This is a genomic window from Sinimarinibacterium flocculans (assembly GCF_003201205.1).
GTDB classification, from domain to species: Bacteria; Pseudomonadota; Gammaproteobacteria; order Nevskiales; family Nevskiaceae; genus Solimonas; species Solimonas flocculans.
The window spans coordinates 135,574-159,769 of the sequence record NZ_QICN01000004.1 but is presented as its reverse complement, the minus strand read 5'-3'; the positions used below and the strand labels follow the sequence as shown (position 1 = coordinate 159,769).

The following is a 24,196-nucleotide window of genomic DNA, read 5'->3' as shown; positions in this document are numbered from 1 at the left end:
CTTGGGTTGATAGCAAACCGCGTCCGGTTGAGTTCACCCAGGAGGGACGCGGATGGATTTTCAAAGGCCCGGAATCTTCCGCATTGCCTTTGAAGGGCGCGCTTTATACCATAGCGCCCCCTCGCAAACAACGTTGGCAAACAACGCTTTCCGCTGCCTCGGCAGAACCCGATGTCGATCACGATCAAGACTGCCGAAGAACAACAGAAGATGCGCGAAGCCGGAGCAGCGGCGGCGCAGGTCCTCGTGATGATCGAGCCGCACGTGCGCGCCGGCATCAGCACCGAGGAACTCAACCGCATCTGCCACGACTACATCGTGCGCGACCTGGGTTGCGTGCCGGCGCCGCTCGGCTACGGCCAGACGCCGACCCGGCCGGCGTTTCCGAAATCCATCTGCACCTCGGTCAACCACGTCGTCTGCCACGGCATTCCCGGCCCCAAGGTCCTGAAGAAGGGCGACGTGCTGAACATCGACGTCACCGTGATCAAGGACGGCTTCCACGGCGACACCAGCCGGATGTTCTACGTCGGCGAGCCGAGCATCCTGGCGCGGCGCCTGGCCGAGACGACCCGCGAGGCGATGATCGAGGGCATCCGTCGCGTCGCGCCGGGCGCTCGCCTGGGCGACATCGGCCACGCGGTCCAGCGCCACGCCGAGCAGCGGGGCTTCTCCATCGTGCGCGAGTACTGCGGGCACGGCATCGGCCGCATCTTCCACGAGGACCCGCAGGTCCTGCATTACGGGCGTCCTGGCACGGGTCTTGAATTACAGCCGGGCATGACGTTCACGATCGAACCGATGGTCAACGCCGGGCGCGCCGACGTGAAGCTGCTGCCCGATGCCTGGACCGTCGTGACCAAGGACCATTCGCTGTCGGCACAGTGGGAACACACGGTGCTCGTGACCGAATCCGGCTATGAAGTGCTGACCCTGCGCAACGGCGAACTCTAGCGGCCATGGGCGCTGAAATCGACCTGGCCGAGGAGGAAGCGGCGACCATCTTCAGCGCGCCGCGCATCCGCTCGCGGCTGGCCAAGGGTGGCTATTCGATCGCCGCGTTCCGCGAAACCCTGACCTGGGGGCGCGACCGCCTGTACGCACTGTTCCACGACGGCGTGCCGGCCGACTCGCTGGTGCACGCCCGCGCGCACCTGGTGGACGAGGTCCTGCGGGCGGCCTGGCAGAAGTTCCTGCCCGAGGTCACGCAGGGGCTGACCCTGGTCGCCGTGGGCGGCTACGGCCGCGGCGAGCTGCTGCCGCATTCGGACATCGACATCCTGCTGCTGCACAGCGGCGACGCACTCGAACTGCACCGCAAGGCGCTCGAGCATCTGACCGCCTTCGGCTGGGACATCGGCCTCGAGATCGGCCAGAGCGCACGCACCGTCGACGACTGCGTGGCCGAGGCCGCGAAGGACATCACCGTCATCACCAACCTGCTCGAGGCCCGCCTGCTCACCGGCGACGGCGACCTGTACCGGCAGATGCAGCAGGCGCTGACGCCCGACCGGGTGTGGCCGGTCCCGGCCTTCTTCGAGGCCAAGAAGGCCGAGCAGGCGGCGCGCTATCGCAAGTACGACGACACCGGCTACAAGCTCGAGCCCAACGTCAAGGAAAGCCCGGGCGGCCTGCGCGACATCCACACCATCGGCTGGGTCACCAAGCGCCATTTCAACGCCCAGACGCTCGCCGAGCTGCGCGAGCGCGGCTTCCTGACCAAGCAGGAGTGCGACGAGCTGTTCGCCGGCCAGGACTTCCTGTGGCGCGTGCGTTTCGCGCTGCACATGATCAGCGGCCGCCGCGAGGACCGCCTGCTGTTCGACAGCCAGGTGAAGATCGCGCAGCTGTTCGGCTACGTGGACACCGACGCCAACAAGGCCGTCGAGCAGTTCATGCAGCTGTACTACCGCACGATCAAGACGCTGTCCTGTCTCAACGACATGCTGCTGCAGCTGTTCGAGGAAGCGATCCTGCATGCCGACGAAGCAGGCGCGGACGAACCCGAGCCGCTGAACGCCCGCTTCCAGATCCGCCACGGCTATCTCGAGGCGCGCGACGACGAGGTCTTCCGCCGCGCACCCTGGGCCCTGCTGGAGGTGTTCCTGCTGCTGCAGCAGAACCCGCGCATCGAAGGCATCCGCGCGCAGACACTGCGCATGATCCTGCGCGACGGCCGCTTCCTGACCGATGAGGTGCGCACCTCGGTCAAGGCGCGCGCCCTGTTCATGGAGATGTTCCGCGAAGGCCGCGGCCTGACGCGCAACCTGCGGCGCATGAACCGCTACGGCGTGCTCGGCCGCTACGTGCCGGAGTTCGGCCGCATCGTCGGACTGATGCAGTACGACCTGTTCCACACGCTGACGGTCGACGAACACATCCTCTACGTGCTGCGCAACGCGCGCCGCTTCGCGATGCAGCGCTTCCGCCACGAGCTGCCGCATTGCAGCGAGGTGATGGAGCGGCTGGCCAAGCCCGAGCTGCTGTATCTGGCGGCGTTCTGGCACGACATGGCCAAGGGTCGCGGCGGCGATCACTCGCAGATCGGCGCCGACGAGGCCCGCGCCTTCTGCCTCTCGCACGGCCTGTCGCACGCCGACGCCAGCATCGTCGCCTGGCTCGTCGAGCATCACCTGCTGATGTCGCTGACCGCGCAGAAGCAGGACCTCAGCGACGCCCGCGTCGTCGCCGACTTCGCTCAGAAGGTCGGCGACCGTACCCGGCTGGACTACCTGTTCCTGCTCACCTGCGCCGACATCCGCGGCACCAACCCGGCGTTGTGGAACTCATGGCGTGAGTCCCTGCTCAAGGACCTGTACCGCCAGAGCATCCGCCTGCTCGAGGGCAGCATCGACCAGAGCACGCTGGAACGCGAACGGGCGGACCAGGCACGGGCGCAAGCGCTGTCCCTGCTCGCCGACCGCACGATCTCGGCGGAGACCGCAGAAGCGGTGTGGAAGCGCTTCGACGGGGACTATTTCCTGCGACATACCCCCGCCGAGCTGGTCTGGCAGCTCCCCGCCATCGCCGGCGTACAGGAAGCCGCATTGCCGCTGGTCATGGTCGAGACCATCGACGAGCGCGGCACCACCGTGTTCGTCTACACGCGCGACCGCGACCACCTGTTCGGCCTGACCACCGGGGTGCTCGCCCGTCTGGGCCTGAACATTCTCGATGCGCGCCTGCACACCACCGACGACGGCTTCGTGCTCGATTCCTATGTCGTCATCGAAAGCGACAACACGCCCATCGCATCGGCCATGCGCAAGGACGAGATCCGCGATGCGCTGCGCAAGGTGCTCAGCGACCCGGAAGTCTCGACCATCGACGTCAACCGCCGCACGCCGCAGCGGCTCAAGCACTTCGACACGCCCACGCAGGTCTACTTCAGCCAGGACCAGGCACGGGCACGCACACTGCTCGAACTCGTGACCGCGGACCAGCCCGGCCTGCTGTCGCTGATCGGCCGTGTGTTCCAGAAGCGCGGCATCCTGCTCAACGCCGCCAAGATCGCCACCATCGGCGAGCGCGCCGAGGACGTGTTCTACGTCACCGACCGCATGCACCGCCCGATCGCCGACGACAAGGTGCTCGACGAGCTGCGCGAAGTGCTCGTGCGCACACTGGATCGCCGCGAAGCGGCGTGAAGCGGCGCAACGGGCGATAATCGCGCCCGCCCCGCGGACCGATGCGTCTGCGGCCCCCTGCTTCCATGTCCACGAATGCCATGACCGCTGACCTGCAGAAGACCATCGACCTCGCCTGGGAAGGGCGCGACACTCTCGACCGCGAAGACACGGCGCTTCGCAACGCCGTCGAAACCGCCATCGGCCTGCTGGACAGCGGCAAGGGCCGCGTGGCCGAACCGACCGCCGCCGGCTGGCAGGTCAACGAGTGGCTGAAGAAGGCGGTGCTGCTGTACTTCCGGCTGCACGACAACACGACGATCGACATGGGCGGCCTGGTCGGCTTCGACAAGGTGCCGCTGAAGTTCGCCGGCTGGACCGATGCGCAGTTCAAGGCTCAGGGCGCACGCGTGGTGCCGCCCGCTGCGGTGCGCAAGGGCGCGTACATCGCGCCGAACGCGATCCTGATGCCCTCCTACGTCAACATCGGCGCCTGGGTCGGCAGCGGCACGATGGTCGACACCTGGGCCACGGTCGGCTCCTGCGCGCAGATCGGGGCCAACTGCCACCTGTCCGGCGGCGTGGGCATCGGCGGCGTGCTCGAGCCGCTGCAGGCCAGCCCCACCATCATCGAGGACGACTGCTTCATCGGCGCGCGCTCGGAGATCGTCGAGGGCGTCGTCGTCGAGAAGGGCGCGGTGATCTCGATGGGCGTGTTCATCGGCCAGAGCACGCCGATCTATGACCGCGAGGCGGATCGCGTGCTTTACGGCCGCGTGCCGGCCGGCAGCGTCGTCGTCGCCGGCAGCCTGCCCAAGGGCGAGCGCTACAGCCTGAACTGTGCCGTCATCGTCAAGCGCGTCAACGAACAGACGCGCAAGAAGGTCGGCATCAACGCCCTGCTGCGCGATCTCTGATCCGATGGCCGACGACGGCGCCGTCCTTGCCCTGACGCGACAGCTCATCGCCCGGCGCTCGCTGACGCCGGACGATGCCGGCTGCTGCGCGCTGATCGCGGATCGCCTGCGCGCACTCGGCTTCGGCATCGAGTACATCGATGCCGGCGGCGTCACCAACCTGTGGGCGACGCTCGGCGACGAAGGGCCGCTGCTGATCCTGGCCGGGCACACCGACGTCGTGCCGACCGGTCCGCGCGAACACTGGGCCTCCGATCCCTTCGACCCGACGGTTCGCGAGGGCGTGCTCTACGGTCGCGGCGCGGCCGACATGAAATCCGGGCTCGCAGCGATGGTCTGCGCAACCGAACGCATCGTCGCGCGCCGTGCGCTCAGGGGCACCCTCGCCTATCTCATCACCAGTGACGAGGAAGGCGCCGCGCGTCACGGCACGCGCCACGCCGTTGCGGTCTTGCAGTCGCGCGGTATCCGTCCCGACTACGCGATCGTCGGCGAGGCGACGGCGTCGAGCCAGCTCGGCGACCGTATCACCATCGGCCGTCGCGGCTCGCTCGGCTGCAACCTGCGCGTGCTCGGCAGGCAGGGCCACGTCGCCTATCCGGACAAGGCCGACAATCCGGTCCACCGCCTGGCGCCGGCGCTCGCCGAGCTGGTCGCGATCCGCTGGGACGAGGGCAACGACCATTTCCCGCCAACCTCGTTCCAGGTGTCCAACGTCAACGCCGGCACTGGCGCCAACAACGTCATTCCGGGCCACGCCGACGTCGTCTTCAACTTCCGCTACTGCACCGAGTCCTCTGCGGACGGGCTGAAGTCGCGCGTGACCGCAATTCTCGATCGTCACGGCCTGCGCTACGAGGCGGACTGGTGGCACAGCGGTGAGCCCTATCTCACCGCACCGGGTCGACTCATCGATGCCGCACAGTCGGCGGTGCGCGAGACCACCGGGCTCACGCCGACGCTGTTCACCGGCGGCGGCACGTCGGACGGCCGTTTCATCTCGCCCTGGGGCGCCGAGGTCGTCGAGATCGGCCCGGTGAACGACAGCATCCACAAGGTCGACGAACACGTGAACGTCACCGATCTGCCACGGCTGTCGGCGATCTACGAAGGCGTCATCGATCGCCTGCTGTGATCAACACGCACGACTTCCGCCCCGCGCCACTGATCCGCCACGCGCAGATCCAGTCGGTTCTGGCGACCAAGAGCCCGCGCCGGCGCAAGTGGCTGCGCCGCGGCAGCCGCATGGAGTCCGTGTCGACCCATCACATGCTCGATGCCGGGGACGGTGTGCGCCTCACCGGCTGGCTGTCCCGGCAGGACGATCGCGAACCGCGCGGCCTGGTCGTGCTGATCCATGGCTGGGAAGGCAGCCACGAATCGACCTACCTGTACTCGATGGCCTGCGCCCTGCACGGCGCCGGCTACGACGTCTTCCGCCTCAACCTGCGCGACCACGGCGGCACGCACCACCTCAACCGCGAAGTCTTCCACTCGGCACGTATCGCCGAGGTGCTCGGCGCGATCCGTACGGTGCAGGTGCTGGCGCCGGCACAGCCGCTGTTCGTCGTCGGCTTCTCGCTCGGTGGCAACTTCGCACTGCGCGTCGGCATGCACGGCCCCGCCGCCGGCGTGCAGCCGCGGCTGACGATCGGCATCTGCCCGTCGATCAACCCGCGCGCGACCGTCGAGGCCATCGACAACGGTTCGGCGATGTTCCGCTGGTACTTCATGCGCAAGTGGCGTGCGACGGTCAATGCCAAGGCGGCGGCCTGGCCCGAATACGCAGCGGCGGCCGAGTCGTATCTGCGCATGCAGCGCCTGATCGACATCACCGCGCGTTTCGCCGAGGAACAGACCGAGTACGGCGCGCTGGAGCCGTATCTGGCCGCCTACACGCTCGCGCCCGAACAGATCGTCGGCGCCGCCTCGCCGCTGGCGATCATCACCGCCGCCGACGATCCGGTGATCCCGCTCGGCGACTTCCGCGGCCTCGACGTCCGCGGCGCGCTGCAAGCCTTCGAGGTCACCGCCCACGGCGGCCACTGCGGCTTCATCGAGAATCTCGATCTCGAGAGCTGGGCCGAGCGCCGGGTGCTGTTCCTGCTCGACGCCGCCGCACGCTGACCCGCACAACGAAAAAACCGCCCGCAGCCTGCGCTGCGGGCGGTCGCCCCGATCAACCGGACGTGCTCAGGCTGCCTTTTCCAGGCCGGCCTCCCACTTGCCCTGCGCTGCCAGGCCATTCATCTTGGCCCGGTGCAGATGGGCCTTGCGACCCGCATCGGCATTGCTGCCGCTCCACGCCTTGAGCGCCGCGGCCTGCAGCGCACGTCCGTAGGAGAAGGTGAGCTTCCACGGGTTCGGACCCAGCTTGTTCATGATGTCGAGGTGCGCCGTGGCGTCCTCGTCGGACTGGCCGCCCGAGAGAAAGGCGATGCCCGGCACCGCCGCCGGCACCCGGCGCTTGAGCACGCGCAGCGTCTCGCGCGCCACCGTCTCGCGGTCCGCCTGGATCGGACACTTCTTGCCGGAGATCACCATGTTCGGCTTGAGGATCATGCCTTCGAGCAAAACGCGCTGCAGGTACAGTTCTTGGAACACGGCTTCCAGCGTACGGTCGGTAACCTGGGCGCAGACTTCCAGCGTGTTGTCCGCATCCATCAGCACCTCGGGCTCGACGATCGGCACGATGCCGGCTTCCTGGCACAGCGCCGCATAACGGGCCAGCGCATGGGCATTGGTGTGGATGCAGGTGTCGCTGGGAATGCCCTCACCGATGGTGATGACGGCACGCCACTTGGCAAAGCGGGCGCCGGCCTCGTGGTACTTCGCCAGGCGCTCGCGCAGACCGTCGAGCCCCTCGGTCACCGTCTCGCCCGGCGCGCCGGCCAGCGGCTTGGCACCCTTGTCGACCTTGATGCCCGGAATGACGCCCTTGGACGCCAGCAGCTTCGGAAACGGCGTGCCGTCGAGTGCCGACTGGAACAGGGTCTCCTCGAACAGGATCACGCCGCTGGTGTGCTGCTCGAAGCCCGGCGTGGTGAACAGCATGTCGCGGTAGGTACGGCGATTGGGCTCAGTGTTCTCGACCCCGATGCTCTTGAAGCGCTTCTCGATGGTACCGGTGCTCTCGTCGGCGGCGAGAATGCCGCGACCGTCCGCAACCATGGCCCGGGCGGTGTCGTTCAAAACCTGCTCATTCATGGACTCGTCTGCTCCGCGTCTGTCGATTCAGCCGGGGCGGGCCCGGCAAAAGGGGCTGAATTTTAACGAAAACAGCGTGTCCGGTCAGCCGCGGCCGCGACGTTTGGCTACAATCGCGCCGCTTCGATGCCCCATGGAGAGGTGGCAGAGTGGTCGATTGCGGCGGTCTTGAAAACCGTTGAACCGCAAGGTTCCGTGGGTTCGAATCCCACCCTCTCCGCCACACAAATACAAAAGCCCCTTGAATGGGGCTTTTGTATTTGTGTGAAGTGGAAGGCGCGGGCGGGATTCGAAGGGCAGGCCATGGATGGCCTGCCCAGGCGAGCGCGTCGAGGCCAGGATGGCCGAGCCGACGCGAGGTTCCCACCCTCTCCGCCACACGCCGAGGGTGGGAGGCGAAGCCGCGGCAGCGGCCGGCCCGAGCGGGGATCACGCCTGCGCCCGGTGCGGAAATGGAGCGGCCAGGCGCCTCCGACCGCCTGACACACCCCGAATCGGGGGCGCCCGATGAAGACCGCCCCGCTATGCTCCGCCGGTGAGCCTTACCCACCACCGCATCCTGGACGCCTGGCGGACGCCCGCTGCCCGTCTCACCGTGACGCTTACAGTCGTGCTGGCGACGGCTGCGGGCCTCGTCGCCCTGAGCGTGCGGCAACCCTGGACCGGACTCGACCTGAAACCCGCAGAAGAGCGCGCGGGACGGGTCATGGTGACCGGGTCCGGCGGTCCGTCGGCGCAGGTGCCGGGCGGAACTCCGCTGCTGCGCATCGGCGCGGCGGATCGCTGGATGACCCTGGACGGCGCGGACCTCAGCCCGGAACCCGATACCCGCTTCGTTGCCTTCGAGGCCTTTCATGCCTTCCTCGCACGCCAGACCGAGCTGGCGACCCTGCTCGCCAGCGACGAGGTCTGCCTCGAAAGCCCGTCGTCGCAACGATGGTGCCTGAGCCCGGCGCCGCAACGTCCGATGACCGATCTGCCGGCCATGTTCTGGCTGCAGCTCGTCGTCGGCTGCCTGGGTGCAACGATCGGCGCCGCAGTCTGGGCTTACCGCCGTGACGACACGGCGGCTCGCTGGGTCGGGATCAGCGGGCTGGCGCTGCTCGCCAGTGCCGGCGCCGCAGCGGTGTACGGCAGCCGCGAGCTGGCCATCGACGGTGAGCTGTTCCGCGGCCTGCACTTGGTCAATGGTGGCGGCGCACTGGCGTTCTGCGCGGCATTCGCCGCCACGCTGTGGCACTACCCGCTGAGACTCGGACAGGCGCCGGTCGGGCGACTGCTGCTGGCGGCATACGGCCTGGTCTTCCTCGGCCTGCTGACCGGGCTGGCGGGCAACTTCGATCTGGCCTTGCGCCTGCCGGTCCTGGGCGGCTTCGCGCTCACTGCGGCCTTTGCCCTGGCGCAGTGGCGGCGCTCCCGTCAGCGGCCGCTCGAACGCGCCGCCCTGCGCTGGTTCCTGCTGGCCTGGCTCGGTGGCGGCGGCGCGTTCCTCGCCGTGGTCTTCGTGCCGGCCCTGCTGGGCCACGATGTCGGCAACAGCCAGGCGCCGGCCTTCGCCCTGTTCCTGATCATCTATGGCGGCCTTGCCCTGGGCGTAGTGCGCTACCGCCTGTTCGATCTCGATCGCTGGTGGTTCACCGCATGGACGGCCGCCGCAGGCGGCGTGTTATTCGTGCTGCTCGACATCTCGATGGTGAAGATACTGTCCCTGGCCGCGGAACAGGCCACGCTGCTGGCCCTGCTGACCGTTTCGTGGATCTACCTGCCGGCACGCCAATGGTTGCAGCACCGCATGCGCCGCAAACGCCGTCGGCTCGATGGCGCGCTCACGGCGCTCGCGTCCGCACCGGAAAGGTCCGCTGGCGAAAACTGGCGCGAGGCCATCCGGGCACTGTTCTCGCCGCTGCGGATTCTCGATGCGCCGGCGGCGCCGGCCACGCCCGAGATCACCGATCAGGGCACGGCGCTGCTGGTTCCGGGTCTCGCCGGGACCGGCGCGCTGCGCCTCGAATTCGCCGACGCCGGCGGGCGGCTGTTCATCCCGGCCGATGTCCGCCTCGCTGAATCTGCGCACTCCATTGCCGAGCGCCTGCACGCCTATCGCGCTGCCGTCGAACGCGGGGCACAGCGGGAACGCGAACGCATCGCCCGCACGCTGCACGACGACGTCGGCTCGGCATTGCTGAGCGTACTGCACGAGAGCAATGGCCCCGCACAGACCGCTGCACGTCGCGCGCTGGCGGAACTCCGCCTCGTGCTGCAGGGTCTGGCTGCGCACGGACAGGCCCTCGACGACATCCTCGGATGGTGCCGCGGCGAGCTTCGCGAGCACGCGGACGCGATCGGGGTCGAGCTCGACTGGGACGCCCCCCCGCAATTTCCGGATGCCAGCCTCGACGCCCATCGCAGCCTGCTCCTGCTGCGCAGCCTGCGCGAACTCATCGACCTTGCGGCGAGCACCGGGCAACAGGCCGTCCGGATCGTGCTGCAGGTGCGTGACCACCATCTCGACATCGACGGCCGTCTCACCCTCTCCGAGGGTTGCCCCGTACCCGAAACGCCACTGGGCACACTCCGTCAGCGCGCGCTCGCGCTGGGACTCGACCTGCAGACCCGGGCTGCCGGACGCCAGTTGATCCTGGCGCTGCGGCTGCCGCTCAGCGAAGGTCCGGGCAGTGCGTGATGATCGACCGCAGCCCGCTGCTTCCGATACCCTTGACCCGAATCATCGAACGGACACGGGCGTGCAAACCGGCTGGGTGGTGGAAGACCTCAAGGCACCGGCGCAGTGGCTGCAGGAAATCCTGGCCGAGGCCTTTCCCGACCTTCGCGTCCACCATGCCGATTCGCTCGCGAACGCCCGCACGCTGCTGCGCCAGCATCCCCCGGACATCGCCCTGATCGACCTGGGCCTGCCCGACGGTTCCGGCGTCGAGCTGATTCGTGATCTGGCCCCCCGCGGCTGCCAGTGCGTGGTCACGACGATCTATGCAGACGACCACCACCTCTTCCCGGCGCTGCGCGCCGGCGCCTGCGGCTATCTGCTCAAGGATCAGCCCGGCGACAAGGTCGTCCATGCCCTGCGCGGCATCGTCGCCGGAGAGCCGCCGCTGTCCCCGGTCATCGCCCAGCGCCTGTTGCGGGTATTCGGAGCGCCTGCCAACCCGGCCGAGCGGATCGACGCCAGACTGTCCAACCGCGAGCACGAAACGCTGACCCTGATCGCCAAGGGCTTCCGCCTGCCGGAGGTCGCCGCCCAGCTCGGCGTCAGCCGCAATACCGCGGCAGGCTTCATCAAGGCGATCTACCGCAAGCTCGACATTTCCAGCCGTGCCGAAGCCACGCTCGAGGCCACGCGTATGGGCCTGGTCGACCCGAGAATGCAGTAAGGGTCCACTGGCGATTGTGGCATCGAGTCCCCGCCCCTATAATCCGCCCCCGCGCCGGGATAGCTCAGTCGGTAGAGCGACTGATTCGTAATCAGTAGGTCGCAGGTTCGATTCCTGTTCCCGGCACCAAATCCTCCGCGGCGTCCCCCGCAGCCGCATCAACAACGTCCGCTGAGTTGTTGATCCGCCGTACAATCGTGGCATTCAATCCGTCACGGGCCTGTGCTAGCCTCCGAATGCCGAGGTCAGGCACGGGGGACATACATGGACGTATTGCCGGGGGGCGGATTGAGAGTACATTCGGCCATCGGTCCGGGTACGCCGGCCGGTCGTCGGCTTATGGCGATACACACGTCGCAGAGCCGGGATTCTGCCCTGATGAAAGCGGAGCGAGGATTCACGCTGCTCGAGTTGCTGGTGGCCATCGCAGTAGCCGGCATCGTGACGGCGATCGCCATTCCGGGCTTTCGCACCATCATCATTACCAATCGCCTGTCATCGGCCGCAAACGAGTACATCGCCGCACTCACCGAGGCCAAGATGGAGGCGGTGAAGCGGAATCGCCCGACCCTGCTCTGCGCCGCAACCGGCAACCCTGCCCCTTTCGACAGCGCGTGCGCAGGCGCCGGCACCGTAGTCGCGCTGACCGGCAGCGGCGCCACCGACGTGATCCGCGTCAAACCGCCCAGCTACACCGCGCTCAGCGTCGCCAACGTCAAAGCGCTGCGCTTCAGTGGCCAGGGGCTCGCGCGCGAGCCCGGCGGCACTGCGCTGGCCGCTGGCCTGGTCGCCGAGATCTCATCGGCACAGCTGTCCAGCAAGAACCGCCGCTGCATCTACATGGCGGCGGGCAGCGTTATCAGCACCTGTACCGTTACCGGCACGAGCACGTGTCCAAGCAATGAACCGACGAACTGCCTGTAGCCAATATCACCAGCATGGCGTCGGACTGATCGAGGTCCTCGTATCCGTACTGGTTCTCTCCATCGGCCTGCTCGGCATTGCCTGGGTGCAGACGCGTGCGCTATCCAGCAACAACAGCTCAATGGCCCGCTCAATGGCGGTTGTCGCCAGCTACAGCATTCTCGACGCTTTGCGCGCCGATCGAGTCAACGCCACGGCCTACAACGGCACCGTCACTACAAACGCATGCCCAGACCCCGGCACGCTCGTGCAAACCCAGCTCAGCAACTGGTGCAATGAACTTGCGGCAGCGCTTGGAGCGGTCGCCAACACCACCGGCGAAGTGACCTGCGCTGCCGACGGCGAATGCACCATTACCATCACCTACGACGACAGCCGCATCGGCGCAGGTGGCAATGCCACGCAGACAGTCGTCACCAAAGGGATGCTATGACTCGCTCTGCACGCAGCCAGCGCGGCTTTGGACTCGTCGAGCTGATGATCGCGCTGCTGCTTGGCCTTATGGTCATCGGCGGCGTCACATCGGTATTCCTGTCCAACAAGCAGTCCTATCGCTCCAACACCGCACTGTCGCAGGTTCAGGAAGGTTCGCGCATTGCCTTCGAGTTGCTGGCTCGCGATATCCGACAGGCGGGACTGACGGGCTGCGGCAACAACCGTGTCGCCGTGGTGCTTAACGACGCCGAAGACGACTGGTGGAGCGACTTCGCCGTCGCCGTGCGCGGATATGAAGGCGCGCCAAGCGGCACGGGTGCTCCGGCGCCGGCGAACCTGGTTGCCGCCGAGGACTCCATCGTACTGAAGGGCCTGGAAGACCTTGGCGTCAGCATTGAGAGTCACAACGCGCCCTCAGCGCAATTCCCGCTCAATGCCACCACCAACAACATTTGCGCAGGCGATATTGTCTTCGTCTGCGACCCCGTGCAGGCCGCGGTCGTACAGGTCACCGGCCCGGCCGTTGCCGCCTGCGGGGCCAACACCACAGTGGTCCACAACACGGGAAACACCCAGACGCCCGGCAACTGCACCACGAACCTGACCTACAACCCGCTTGATCCGAACGGCGCGAACTGCGGGTCCCAGTGCAACAACGGCCCTAACGCCCAGTGCTACACGTACGGCTCGAACTCACAGATTGCAAAGGCTTCGGCCGTGTTCTGGTACATCGGCACAAATCCGGTCGGCGGGCGCTCGCTCTACCGCCAGCGCCGCGATACCAGAAACAACAACTTCATCACCGAGGAAATGGTGCGCAACGTTTCAAGCATGCAGCTCCAGTACCTTGTTGACAACGCCAACTATGTGAATGCCACTGCGGTCCCGCCAGCGGCGTGGACTGCTGTCAATCCACCACGCATCACAGCAGTACGGGTGACGCTGACACTGGAAGGCGACGAGCGCTTCACCGGCACCAACGCCACTTCTGCGGGTGACGTTGACCGGAAGATCGAACGCTCGTATACCGCCTCCGTCACGATCCGCAACCGGGTGAACTGACCATGAACAGACCTGCACGCCGACAACCCGCGCGCGCGCCGCGCCAGCACGGCATGGCATTGGCCGTCTCGCTGATCCTGCTGCTGGTGGTCACGCTCATCGGTCTTGCGGCGGCGCGTGGCACAACAGCGCAACAGCGCATGTCCGCAAACTTCTACGACCGCGAGATCGCATTCCAGAACGCGGAGGCCGGCCTTCGCGAAGCGGCGAATATCCTCCCCGTCATCGGCACGACGGCACGCGATTGCTGGTCCGGCACCCTCGTTGACGGTTGCCCCATCAACCCGTTTGCCGCGACGACCACCAACCTCCAGCCCACCGACATCCGCACGGTGGCGGGCTCCGCCTACGCCAAGCACGCCAACGCCGCGGGGGCGCCGCAGTTCGTGGTGGAAGACATGGGCGAGTTTCCCGATCCGGACACCGACACCGGCTTCGACCAGACGGCCAATTCATTTCAGTACAACGCCCAGGGCACGACGATCCAGTCGCGCTACTACCGCATCACGGCACGCAGCGGTGATCCCGCCACGACCGTAGACCGCTCGACAGTGACGCTACAGGCCTATTACAAGCGTTGAATCCGGAGACGGACATGACTCGCAAGCTTCCGATGATCGCCGCCGCCCGCTCGACAGCGGGCGCCGTGTGCGTGCTGTTCGGCTGCGCCACCGGCCATGCGGCTGTGTCGATCGACCAGTCGCCGCTAACCGTGCGCAGCGCGCTTGAGCCCAACATCGTACTGATGCTAGACGACTCCGGCTCGATGCAGTGGATGGTGATGCCCGATCGCCCGACCGGCGTCGGCGAGACGGGCGACGACGCCGCAAGAGATGACGAGCTGATCAATCCGGCGATCAACGGCGTTTACTACGACCCCGATACCGTTTACCCGCCGCCGTACGCTGCGGCCGCACGGCCGGCAGCAGCTACGCCGAGCACGGACCGTTTCCCGAACGCCAGCTTCGAGTCTGCGTGGTACGACGGATTCGACCCGGACACAACCGTTCCGTACAGCGATCGGCACAACATCGCCACTTACAAACCCCCGGAGTACAGTTCGACGTCCTCGTGCAGTAGCGTACGGGCAGACGGACCCACGGCGATCTGCAACAAGGCGCCTCGTGTCTCGCACACGTTCAGAGTGGATGCCGCACCGCAGTTCGAGTACGCGAACCACCTGGGCTGCCCCACTGGCACCACCGGTCCGAACGCCAGCGGCCTATGCACCGAACCCAATCCTGTCACAGAGCCCCCGCGCTGTCAGGGCTACGGAACCGGCGACTACAACGACAGCGACGACCGTTGCGACCAGATCAGCAACGTTCGCCCTGACCCCTGCAGCAGTATCCGCGGTCCCCAGGCACCGGGAACTCCAAACTCACCTGGCCTTTCGCTATCGAACGACAGATGTCGTGCTGGCCAGACTTCCGAGTATCCACAGTGCCAGGGCTATGGCGGATACAATTCCGGGAGCAACCGCTGCGATCGAGAGGATTTTCGCCCGGAACCCTGCGGCGACACCCGCGCTCCAGGGACCAATGGCAACCCGAACTCATCGGGGCTGCAGCTCGTCAATGTTAGCGGCGGCAGCAACTCGAACAACAACGACATCTGCAGCAGTGGCATTCCACAGCCGCCGAACTGTCCTGATGGCTACAGCTTCAGCCTGAATTCCGGCCCCAATGGAGAGGACTGCCGCCGCCTTCTGCAGGCAGGCGGTACAAAGTACCGCTCTCTGTTTGTGTACAAGGTCGGCAATGCCCTCAATTACGTCGGTGTCGAGAGCAACACCGGCAACGATGGCAGTGAGAACTCTCCGCTACCCGGCACGTGCGCAGAAATCACGGGCAACCCGGTCACCAACCTGCAGACCGGCACTTCCGCTACCGACGGCATCGACGCAGCGCGATGCCGCACCGTCACAGACGACAGCGGCCATCGCGACGACGCCGGCAATATCATCACCGTCGGCCAGAACATCGCCAATTGGTTCTCCTACTACCGCAAGCGCATCTACATGGCCAAATCCGGCCTGATGAATGCGCTGGCACCGCTGGATCTGAACGATCCGGCCGAAGAGGTGCGTTTCGGGTTTGGCTCGATCAATGGCGGATACAGCAGCAGCAACGACAATGACGACAATCTGCCGGCCGACAAGACCACGGGCTCTGCAAACAGCAGTCCCTCGATTGCACGTGTCAAACCCTTCAGCACCAACCGAGGGACTTTGTGGAGCTGGCTGAGCGCGGCCGAAGCGGTCGGCGGCACGCCGTTGCGGCAAGCCCTGAAGGCGGTGGGCGAATACTACCGAACCGAGGCACAACCCTGGCAGACCAGCGCGATCAATACGCAGGAACTTGCCTGCCGCCAGTCGTACTCGATTCTCATGACGGACGGCTACTGGAACGGCAGCAATCCGAATATTGGAAACGCGGACGATCCAAGCAGCATCATTCGCCGCGAAGGTCCGAACGGTCAGTGCTTCGAGTATCCGAACAAGTCTGCCGGGTCCGCCTGCGGATCACCGGTCGAGCCGGAGCCGTTTGTGGGCAGCGCCTCCAACACGCTGGCCGATGTCGCCATGTACTATTGGCTGACCGATCTGCGCAATACGGCCAATGAAGTCCCCACGAGCAGCGATGACCCTGCGTTCTGGCAACACATGTCCACCTTCACGGTCGGCCTGTTTGGACAGGATACAAACCTGCCGGGACTGACCGGCAGGACGGCCGAAGAAATCGCGTCGTGGGCCGCCACAGGCGGCGCGCCGAACAATTTCGATTGGCCCACACCGGATGCAAGCTCCCCCAACAACATTTCCGACCTGGTGCACGCCGGCATCAACGGCCGTGGCGGCTTCTACTCCGCGGGAAATCCCAAGGCTTTCGAAAGAGGCTTGCAGGACGCATTGCGCCGTGTCCAGGATCGCGTCGGCACCGGCGCGAGTCTTGCCGCGAACAGCACCCGGCTGGACACCGGCACGACAACCTATCAGTCGCTGTACTACAGCGGCGCCTGGAACGGTGACCTGATTGCCTATCCGGTGGACACGAGCAGCGGCGCCATCAGTGCGACACCGGATTGGGTGGCGTCCGAGCACCCGATCCTGCAGCAAAACTGGGACAGCCGGAACATCAAGACCTGCAATCCTTGCGGGTCCGGTGTGACGATGGTGGCCTTCGATTCGGCAGCTGACCTGTCCGCGCAGCAACAGTCTGACCTGACCTTGACCATCGGCAGCACGGTTCATCAGTCACAGAACATCATCGACTGGCTACGTGGAGACAGTGCACTGGAACAGGGCACCGCAAGCGGAACGCTGCGCAGTCGCTCCGCCCTGAACGGCAATCGCCGCTTGCTCGGGGACATCGTCAACTCCCAGCCGGTTTTCGTCGGCGCACCAAACTCCAATCTGTACGCCGGTAAGAACGTGCCGAGCGGTTACTCGACTTTCGCCAGCAACAACGCCAACCGCGAGTCACGCATCTGGGTCGCCGCCAACGACGGTATGGTGCATGCCTTCAACGCCGAAACTGGTGCGGAAACCTTTGCCTATCTGCCGGGCGCAGTGATCAAGAGTGGTATCCGCGACCTCGCGAATCCGATTTATGGAAGTGGCGCGGCCCAACACAAGTTCTACAACGATGGCGAGTTGACCGTCGCCGATGCTTATGTCAGCGGCGCATGGAGAACGGTGCTAGTGGGCACGACCGGCCGTGGCCCGTCGCGAGCGGTCTACGCGCTGGATGTGACCAACCCGAGTGCGCCAACCTTGCTCTGGGAACGTTCCGCGGGTGATGGCTTGGCCAATGACGAATGGATCGGGCAGATCATCGGCAAGCCGGTGATCGCGCGCACTTCGGATGGCTCCAGTGGCACCTGGTCAGTCGTCATGGGCAACGGCTACAACAGCGACGAGAACTCGGCGGCGCTGCTGAAGTTCGACCTCGCCAGCGGTGCGCTGAGCGTGCTGCAAACCGATACCGAGGACAACAACGGCCTCGCACAGCCGGTGGTGTGGATCGCGGACGCTGACGTGGGCACAACGGTCGGTACGATCGCCTATGCCGGTGACCTGAACGGAAAGCTGTGGGACTGCAACCTCACAGCAGGAACCTGCACACATCGCTTCACCGCTCAGGCGAGCGGCAGCGCGCAGCCCATCACCGGCGGCATGCTTGCGGGCAAGGATCCAGACACGGGCAAGGTCTGGGTGTTCTTCGGCACTGGACGCTATCTGACGCAGGGCGATCTCAGCAGCACGGCTCTGCAAACCTGGTATGGCCTCATCGTGCAGGGCGACGGCGCAGTGTCGACGGCGACTGCGAGTGCCGACCCGCCGCTGACACAGCGCAGCATCGAAGACGAGGTCGCCGCCACGTCCAGCTCACTGGGCGCACGCGTGACCGAAGAGGCCGTGGACGGCGACATGGCCGGCAAGTCCGGCTGGTTCATGAATCTGAGCTATCAGACGCTGCGTGGGGAACGAATCGTCACCCCCAACCAGTTCCAGGGTCGCATGCTGCTCGGCACCACGCGCATTCCCGGGCAAGGAAGCGACCCCTGCAATCCGTCCGGCGACGGCTGGATCATGGCGATAGACCCGTTTACTGGCGGCCGTCCCAGCAGCACGTTCTTCGACCTCAACGGCGACGGCGATTTCGACGATGACGATGAGGTGCAGGGGGAAATCGTCACCGGTATCGGTTTCACCTCAATCCCGAACAATCCGATTTTCGTGGGTAACGTTATGCTGACGAGCTTCGACAACGCGACGACGAGCAGCATCGCCACAGCTGGCGCCGGCGGCGTCCCCAGGCGTACGGGCTGGCGCGAGCTGGTGGACGAGTAGAGGCCATGGACACCCTGGCCCGAGTCAATCGTCGCGCGAGTGGTGGCATGACATTGGTGGAGATCGTGATCGTGATCACGATCGTCGGCATTCTCGCGGCGATCGCGTATCCGTCGTACATGGACTCGATCACGCGCTCCAACCGCGCCGCTGCGCGAGCCTGCCTGACGAACTACGCAACACACATGGAGCGGTTCTATACGACAAACCTGCGTTATGACCAGGATCTCGCGGGCACCGCAATTGCGCTACCGGCGTTAGACTGTGCCTCGGCGAATGACACCGGCCAACACTACGACTATTCCTTATCTGCGGTCGCCGCCAACACCTTCTCGCTCCAGGCCGCACCCAAGGGCGTACAAGCCACCCGCGATACCACATGCAAGACGCTGACCCTGACACACACAGGCGTGCGTGGCATCGCCGGCGGTGCCACAGGCACGGTGGATGATTGCTGGTAGCCGACGGCCTCCTGACTAGAACAACAACGACCGGCCGGATTGTCGGGATGCAACAGCGCGGGACGTTGCATCGGCGAACGCGCGGATGCGGCCGACCCGTTAAGGAGTCCTTGCGCCCCTAGAGGCAATTTGCACCTGATGCGGAAAGCGCAGGACAGACGCCGCCCAGATCGCATGCTTGCGACACCGCGCGCCCGCTGCCGATCAGCACCAGTTCGGTCGCATTGGGAGAGATGCTCTCGTTCACGCATACGCGCAGTCGACCGGCAGCAAAGGCGCCGCTAGGCCATCTCGCCAAGCCCGACGGTCTGAAGACGATTGCACGGTTGAAAGGCCCGTTGCCAGCTAGAAACAAGCCGTCGGGCATGTCCATCGAATCGGCAAGGTGGAGTTCGTCATCTGCATCGAACACACCAAGGGGAGGCCGGTCAATGAACACGATCCACTCCCCTTGTAACCAGTCGGCGTGACAACCCTCGTCCGCGTTTCCGGCGCAGATGCTGACGGCCGTATTGCGTGTCACCGCCAGCATGCGCGCTGCCCGCATGCCGCCGAGCAGCTGGTTCGACGACATGGCGAGCCGATTGCGTGCCGTGATCGCCTTGAAGGATGGCACCGCTAACGCGGTGATCACTGCCGCTACGGCCAGAGTGATCAACAACTCGAGCAGCGTGAAGCCGCCTGTTCTCCGGTACGCCATCGTCCGCCCCCCTTCCGGCCGTCGCGTGTCGCACTCGACGGCAAGATAGAATGGCAGCGCCGGGATGTAACTTAGCCGGAAGTATTAGGTGGGGTTAGCCGATTGGCTAATGCGCAACGCAGTGCGTAGTGCCTCTCAGGCGCGATCTGCATTTTCTGATGCGCACGGAGCGAAGTCGCTCGCAGAGCAGATACTCAGGCGTGATGGCCACGACACCGGCTTCACTACCACACTTGCAGGAGCGCGCCTGGGCGCGGCCGCTGCGCGAACCGACAGGCGAGCTGGTCGCGCCCAGGTGCGCTCCTATAAAAGGACTTGCGCGGGTGGGTCACGCCCCTTCGGCCCGGCGCATCGCCTTACGCAATGCCGGCGGCAGCGAGAACACCACGTTCTCTGCGCGTCCGGCCAGCTCGGTCGCAGCAGTGCCACCGAGCGCCTCGAGTCGATTGATCACGTCCCTCACCAGCACTTCCGGCGCCGACGCGCCGGCCGTCACCCCTACCCTGGCCCTCCCCTTCAGCCATTCCTCACGAATGTCCTGTGCGCCGTCGATCAGGTAGGCGGCCACGCCGCGCTGTTCGGCGAGCTCGCGCAGGCGGTTGGAATTGGAGCTGTTGCGCGAGCCGACCACAAGCACGACGTCGCAGCGGCCGGCGAGATCCTTCACCGCATCCTGGCGGTTCTGCGTGGCATAGCAGATGTCGTCCTTGCGCGGCCCGTGGATCTCCGAGAATCTGGCACGCAAGGCGTCGATCACGCGTGCGGTGTCGTCCATCGACAGTGTGGTCTGCGTGACGAAGGCCAGGCGCGACGGGTCGCGGATCGGCAGGGCGGCAACGTCGTCCGGTGTTTCGACCAGATAGATCGCCCCGCCTTGCGCCGGATCGAACTGCCCCATCGTGCCTTCGACCTCCGGGTGGCCGGCGTGGCCGATGAGCACGACCTCCCGCCCCTCGCGCGAGTAGCGCTGCACCTCGATGTGAACCTTCGTCACCAGCGGACAGGTCGCGTCGAACACGGTCAGGCCACGCTGGTTCGCTGCCTCGCGCACCGCCTGCGAGACGCCGTGCGCCGAGAAGATGCAGGTCGCGCCGTCGGGAATCTCGTCGACCTCCTCGACGAAGACGGCACCCTTGGCGCGCAGGTCATCGACGACGAAGCGATTGTGCACGACCTCGTGCCGCACGTAGATCGGGGCGCCCAGTGCCTCGAGCGCGCGCTCGACGATCTCGATGGCCCGGTCGACGCCGGCGCAGAAGCCCCGCGGATTGGCCAGCAGGATCTGCATCAGGACGTTTCCGCCTTCTCGGCCCGGCGCGTGCGCCACCAGTCGAGCAGCATGTCGAGAATCAGCAGGCCGGTGCCCACCGAGATCGCCATGTCGGCGACGTTGAAGGCGGCGAAATGCCAGTTGCCGACGTAGAAGTCGATGAAATCGACGACGTGACCGCGCGTCACGCGATCGACGACATTGCCCATCGCCCCGCCCATGATCAGCGACAGCGCGGCAGCAAGCAGCGTCTGTCCGCGCGGATTGCGTCGCAGCCACCAGAGGATACCGACACTCACCGCGGTGCCGAGCAGCACGAAGAACGCGGGCGGAGCATCGGACAGCATCGAGAATGCCGCGCCGGTGTTCTTCATGTGCACGAGGTTGAGGTACGGCATCACCGGGACGACGTCGTACCAGTCGAGATGGCGGACGACAAGCTGCTTGGTGATCTGGTCGAACGCGATCACGAGCAGCGACAGCCACAGCAGGTAGACGTTCTTGTACTGGAAGGACATCAGAAATAGACCCGGCGCTCGCCGTCCCGTTCGTCGGAGATGTTGTCGATGCAGCGGTCGCACAAGGTCGGGTGCACGGCGTTCTGGCCGACCTCGGGGCGTTGATGCCAGCAGCGCTCGCAGCGACCGTGGGGGCTCGGCCTGGCCTCGACCCCGAGCGCGGCGCCGTTTTCCAGCGTGAAGCGCACAGCGACGTCCGCATCCGGCGAGATCGGACGCACCTGCACCTCGGAGGTGATGAACCAGAACCGCAGCTCGTCTCCGACCCGGTTCAGCAGTGCTGCCAGCTCGCCGTCCGCATGAAGCACGACCTGCGCATTCAGGCCGGAGCCGATCTTGCCCGCGGCACGCAGGTCCTCCAGCACCTTCTTCACCGCCTCGCGCACCTCGCACAGCACGCCCCAATCGAGCGAGCCGGATGCCACCAAGGGGAAGACGTGCCAGCGCTGCGCGAACACCGGCGTGCCGCGATCACCCGGCAGCGCACGCCAGATCTCGTCCGCCGTGAACGACAGCACCGGCGCGATCCAGCGCACAAGCGCCTCGGCGATGTGGAACAGCGCGGTCTGCGCCGAGCGGCGACCGACCGAGTCGCGCCGCATCGTATAGAGGCGGTCCTTGAGCAGGTCGAGATAGCGCCCGCCCAGATCCACCACGCAGTAGTTGTGCAGCTTGTGATAGACGACGTGGAACTCGCGTCGGCCGTAAGCCTCGCGCAGCTCGTCCTGCAGCCGCGCTGCTTCCGCGATCGCCCAGGCGTCCACCGCCAGCAACTGTTCCGGCGGCACCATCTGCCGTGCAGGGTCGAACCCGTGCAGGTTGCCGAGCAGGTAGCGCGCCGTGTTGCGGATGCGGCGGTACGCATCGGCCATGCGCGCCAGCAGCTTCTCGGAAATCGCGATCTCGCCGGAGTAGTCGCTGGCGGCCACCCACAGCCGCAGCACATCCGCGCCGAGCGTCTTCGTGACCTGCTGCGGCGCCACGACGTTGCCGAGCGACTTGGACATCTTGCGGCCCTGCTCGTCGACGGTGAACCCGTGCGTCAGCACCACCTTGTAGGGCGCCCTGCCCTGCATCGCGACGCTGGTCAGCAGCGACGACTGGAACCAGCCGCGGTGCTGATCGGAACCTTCGAGGTAGATGTCGGCCTGCGGCGCCTGCCCGTCCGCCAGCGCGTCCGGCACCACCGACCTGAACGCGCACTGGTGAACGACACCGGAATCGAACCATACGTCCAGCGTGTCCGGACACTTCTCGTAGCGCCCCGCATCCACGCCCCAGTCGGCCGGCGCGGAGCCGAACCACGCCTCGAGCCCCTCCTGCTCGACACGGTCGGCCACCTGCCTGAGCAGCTGCGCCGTCTGCGGATGCATGTCCTGCGTCGCGCGGTCGACGAACAGCGCCAGCGGCACGCCCCAGTAGCGCTGCCGCGAGATGCACCAGTCCGGACGTCCCGCCACCATGTCGCGGATGCGGCTCTCGCCCCAGCCGGGAATCCAGCGCGTCCGCCCGATCGCCTCGACGGCCGCGTCGCGCAGGCCGTTCGCATCCATCGACACGAACCACTGCGGCGTCGCGCGAAAGATCAGCGGCGTCTTGTGGCGCCAGCAATGCGGATAGCTGTGCCGGATGCTCGCGTGCCGCAACAGTTGCCCCCCGGCGTTCAGTGCATCGATGACCAAGGCATCGGCCTTGCGCACGTGCTGGCCGGCAACCACCGGCGTGCCGTCGATGAACACACCGTTCGCCGCAACGGGATTGTCCACGGGCAGGCCGTAGCGCTGACCGACCGCGTAGTCCTCCTGGCCATGTGCGGGCGCCGTGTGCACGAGGCCGGTTCCGGCATCGAGCGTGACGTGATCGCCCAGCACCACCGGCACCTCGCGGTCGGCGAACGGGTGACGGGCCTTGAGGTGCTCGAGCGCCGAGCCGGCGACGGTCGTGACGGCTTCGAGCGCTAGATCGAGCACGTCGGCCAGCGGATCGACCAGGTCGGCGGCCACAACCAGATACTCGCCGGCCGCCCGCACCAGCGCGTATGTCAGCTCCGGGCCGACCGCAATCGCCCGGTTGGCCGGCAGCGTCCACGGCGTCGTCGTCCAGATCAGGAAGTGCAGCGGGCCGTCCGCATGCTCGCCGAACACCCGCCGCAGGGCCTCGTCGGTGACGGCGGCAAACTTCACGTAGATCGAGTGCGAATCCTTGTCCTGGTACTCGACCTCGGCCTCGGCCAGCGACGAGCCGCAGTCCAGGCACCAGTGCACCGGCTTGAAGCCGCGCACCACGTGACCGTTCTCGACGATGCGCGCCAGGCTGCGCAGCTGCTCGGCCTCGAAGGCCGGCTGCATCGTCAGGTAAGGCGTGTCCCAGTCCGCGAGCACGCCCAGCCGCTTGAAGTCCTCGCGCTGGCGGTCGATCTGCTCAGTGGCGTAGCGACGGCACTGCGCGCGAAACGCCGGTGCGTCCAGCTTCTCGCCGACCTTGCCGTGTTTCTTCTCGACCTGCAGCTCGATCGGCAGGCCATGGCAGTCCCAGCCCGGCGTGAACGTCGCGCGATGGCCGTCGAGGCGCGCCGCCTTGACGACGATGTCTTTCAGGACCTTGTTCACCGCGTGGCCGATATGGATGTCGCCGTTCGCATACGGCGGGCCATCGACGAACCAGAACGGCTCGCGCCCGGCGGTCGCCGCCTGCACCGCAGCGTACAGGTCCTCCTGCTGCCAGCGCGCCAGCATTTCCGGTTCGCGCCGCGCCAGATTCGCCTGCATCGGAAAATCGGTCTGCGGCAGGTTGATCGTGGCTTTGTAGTCGGTCACGGGGGGCAAGTGTCTT

General features: G+C 66.2%; 18 protein-coding genes and 2 tRNA genes. 15 read left to right on the top strand and 5 right to left on the bottom strand.

The features are described 5' to 3' along the window. Positions 1-171: 171 nt before the first annotated feature. The 5 genes from map (at position 172) to C8D93_RS09400 (ending at position 6,670) form a co-directional block, all read left to right on the top strand. On the top strand, positions 172-954 hold the full coding sequence (gene map, locus C8D93_RS09420) for a type I methionyl aminopeptidase (RefSeq protein WP_110264931.1): 783 nt from the start codon (positions 172-174) through the stop codon (positions 952-954). 5 nt (positions 955-959) lie between these two features. Further along, complete coding sequence (gene glnD / locus C8D93_RS09415; RefSeq protein WP_110264930.1) at positions 960-3,647, top strand: [protein-PII] uridylyltransferase; 2,688 nt, start codon at positions 960-962, stop codon at positions 3,645-3,647. An 80-nt stretch (positions 3,648-3,727) separates the two neighbouring features. Then, the gene (dapD, locus tag C8D93_RS09410; protein ID WP_110264929.1) at positions 3,728-4,543 is read left to right on the top strand and encodes a 2,3,4,5-tetrahydropyridine-2,6-dicarboxylate N-succinyltransferase; all 816 of its coding nucleotides are present in this window, start codon (positions 3,728-3,730) and stop codon (positions 4,541-4,543) included. Positions 4,544-4,547: 4 nt separating this feature from the next. Continuing rightward, a complete protein-coding gene (dapE, locus tag C8D93_RS09405) occupies positions 4,548-5,678 on the top strand; it encodes a succinyl-diaminopimelate desuccinylase (RefSeq protein ID WP_110264928.1) in 1,131 nt (376 codons plus the stop codon). Further along, entirely contained in the window at positions 5,675-6,670 is a 996-nt protein-coding gene (locus C8D93_RS09400; RefSeq protein ID WP_110264927.1) for a YheT family hydrolase, read from the top strand. The genes dapE and C8D93_RS09400 overlap by 4 nt, the downstream gene beginning before the upstream one ends. Before the next feature lie 66 nt (positions 6,671-6,736). On the opposite strand, the gene C8D93_RS09395 is transcribed toward C8D93_RS09400, so the two are convergent. After that, positions 6,737-7,750 carry a class I fructose-bisphosphate aldolase gene (locus C8D93_RS09395; protein ID WP_110264926.1) on the bottom strand — a complete coding sequence of 338 codons (1,014 nt, stop codon included), beginning with the start codon at positions 7,748-7,750 and terminating at the stop codon, positions 6,737-6,739. A gap of 135 nt (positions 7,751-7,885) precedes the next feature. Here C8D93_RS09395 and C8D93_RS09390 point away from each other — a divergent pair. From C8D93_RS09390 to C8D93_RS09345, 10 genes are all read left to right on the top strand, one after another. Then, positions 7,886-7,973, top strand: a tRNA-Ser gene (locus C8D93_RS09390). 312 nt (positions 7,974-8,285) lie between these two features. Further along, positions 8,286-10,433 carry a sensor histidine kinase gene (locus C8D93_RS09385; RefSeq protein WP_146216560.1) on the top strand — a complete coding sequence of 716 codons (2,148 nt, stop codon included), beginning with the start codon at positions 8,286-8,288 and terminating at the stop codon, positions 10,431-10,433. A gap of 61 nt (positions 10,434-10,494) precedes the next feature. After that, entirely contained in the window at positions 10,495-11,139 is a 645-nt protein-coding gene (locus C8D93_RS09380; RefSeq protein ID WP_110264924.1) for a response regulator, read from the top strand. Between the two features lie 53 nt (positions 11,140-11,192). Next, a tRNA-Thr gene (locus C8D93_RS09375) sits at positions 11,193-11,268 on the top strand. A gap of 249 nt (positions 11,269-11,517) precedes the next feature. After that, positions 11,518-12,063, top strand: a complete 546-nt coding sequence (locus C8D93_RS09370) for a GspH/FimT family pseudopilin (protein ID WP_170123975.1) — start codon at positions 11,518-11,520, stop codon at positions 12,061-12,063. Further along, on the top strand, positions 12,041-12,496 hold the full coding sequence (gene pilV / locus C8D93_RS09365) for a type IV pilus modification protein PilV (RefSeq protein WP_110264922.1): 456 nt from the start codon (positions 12,041-12,043) through the stop codon (positions 12,494-12,496). Before C8D93_RS09370 ends, pilV begins: the two co-directional genes overlap by 23 nt. A gap of 44 nt (positions 12,497-12,540) precedes the next feature. Beyond that, a complete protein-coding gene (locus C8D93_RS09360) occupies positions 12,541-13,560 on the top strand; it encodes a PilW family protein (RefSeq protein WP_245903865.1) in 1,020 nt (339 codons plus the stop codon). Between the two features lie 2 nt (positions 13,561-13,562). After that, positions 13,563-14,141 (top strand): pilus assembly PilX family protein, encoded by a 579-nt coding sequence (locus C8D93_RS09355; protein ID WP_211307279.1) that lies wholly within the window; start codon positions 13,563-13,565, stop codon positions 14,139-14,141. Between the two features lie 14 nt (positions 14,142-14,155). Further along, the gene (locus C8D93_RS09350; protein WP_146216559.1) at positions 14,156-18,415 is read left to right on the top strand and encodes a pilus assembly protein; all 4,260 of its coding nucleotides are present in this window, start codon (positions 14,156-14,158) and stop codon (positions 18,413-18,415) included. Positions 18,416-18,420: 5 nt separating this feature from the next. Further along, positions 18,421-18,876: a type IV pilin protein gene (locus tag C8D93_RS09345; RefSeq protein WP_110264919.1), complete on the top strand. Its 456-nt coding sequence runs from the start codon at positions 18,421-18,423 to the stop codon at positions 18,874-18,876. Between the two features lie 118 nt (positions 18,877-18,994). Here the strand turns inward: C8D93_RS09345 and C8D93_RS09340 are convergent, their stop codons facing one another. The 4 genes from C8D93_RS09340 to ileS all read right to left on the bottom strand — a co-directional run bounded on the left by C8D93_RS09340 (position 18,995) and on the right by ileS (position 24,132). Beyond that, the gene (locus C8D93_RS09340; protein WP_110265111.1) at positions 18,995-19,576 is read right to left on the bottom strand and encodes a GspH/FimT family pseudopilin; all 582 of its coding nucleotides are present in this window, start codon (positions 19,574-19,576) and stop codon (positions 18,995-18,997) included. Positions 19,577-19,904: 328 nt separating this feature from the next. Next, positions 19,905-20,864: a 4-hydroxy-3-methylbut-2-enyl diphosphate reductase gene (gene ispH / locus C8D93_RS09335; protein WP_110265110.1), complete on the bottom strand. Its 960-nt coding sequence runs from the start codon at positions 20,862-20,864 to the stop codon at positions 19,905-19,907. After that, the gene (gene lspA / locus C8D93_RS09330; RefSeq protein WP_110264918.1) at positions 20,864-21,364 is read right to left on the bottom strand and encodes a signal peptidase II; all 501 of its coding nucleotides are present in this window, start codon (positions 21,362-21,364) and stop codon (positions 20,864-20,866) included. Before lspA ends, ispH begins: the two co-directional genes overlap by 1 nt. Further along, the gene (gene ileS / locus C8D93_RS09325) at positions 21,364-24,132 is read right to left on the bottom strand and encodes an isoleucine--tRNA ligase (RefSeq protein WP_366515927.1); all 2,769 of its coding nucleotides are present in this window, start codon (positions 24,130-24,132) and stop codon (positions 21,364-21,366) included. The genes lspA and ileS overlap by 1 nt, the downstream gene beginning before the upstream one ends. Positions 24,133-24,196: the final 64 nt, after the last annotated feature.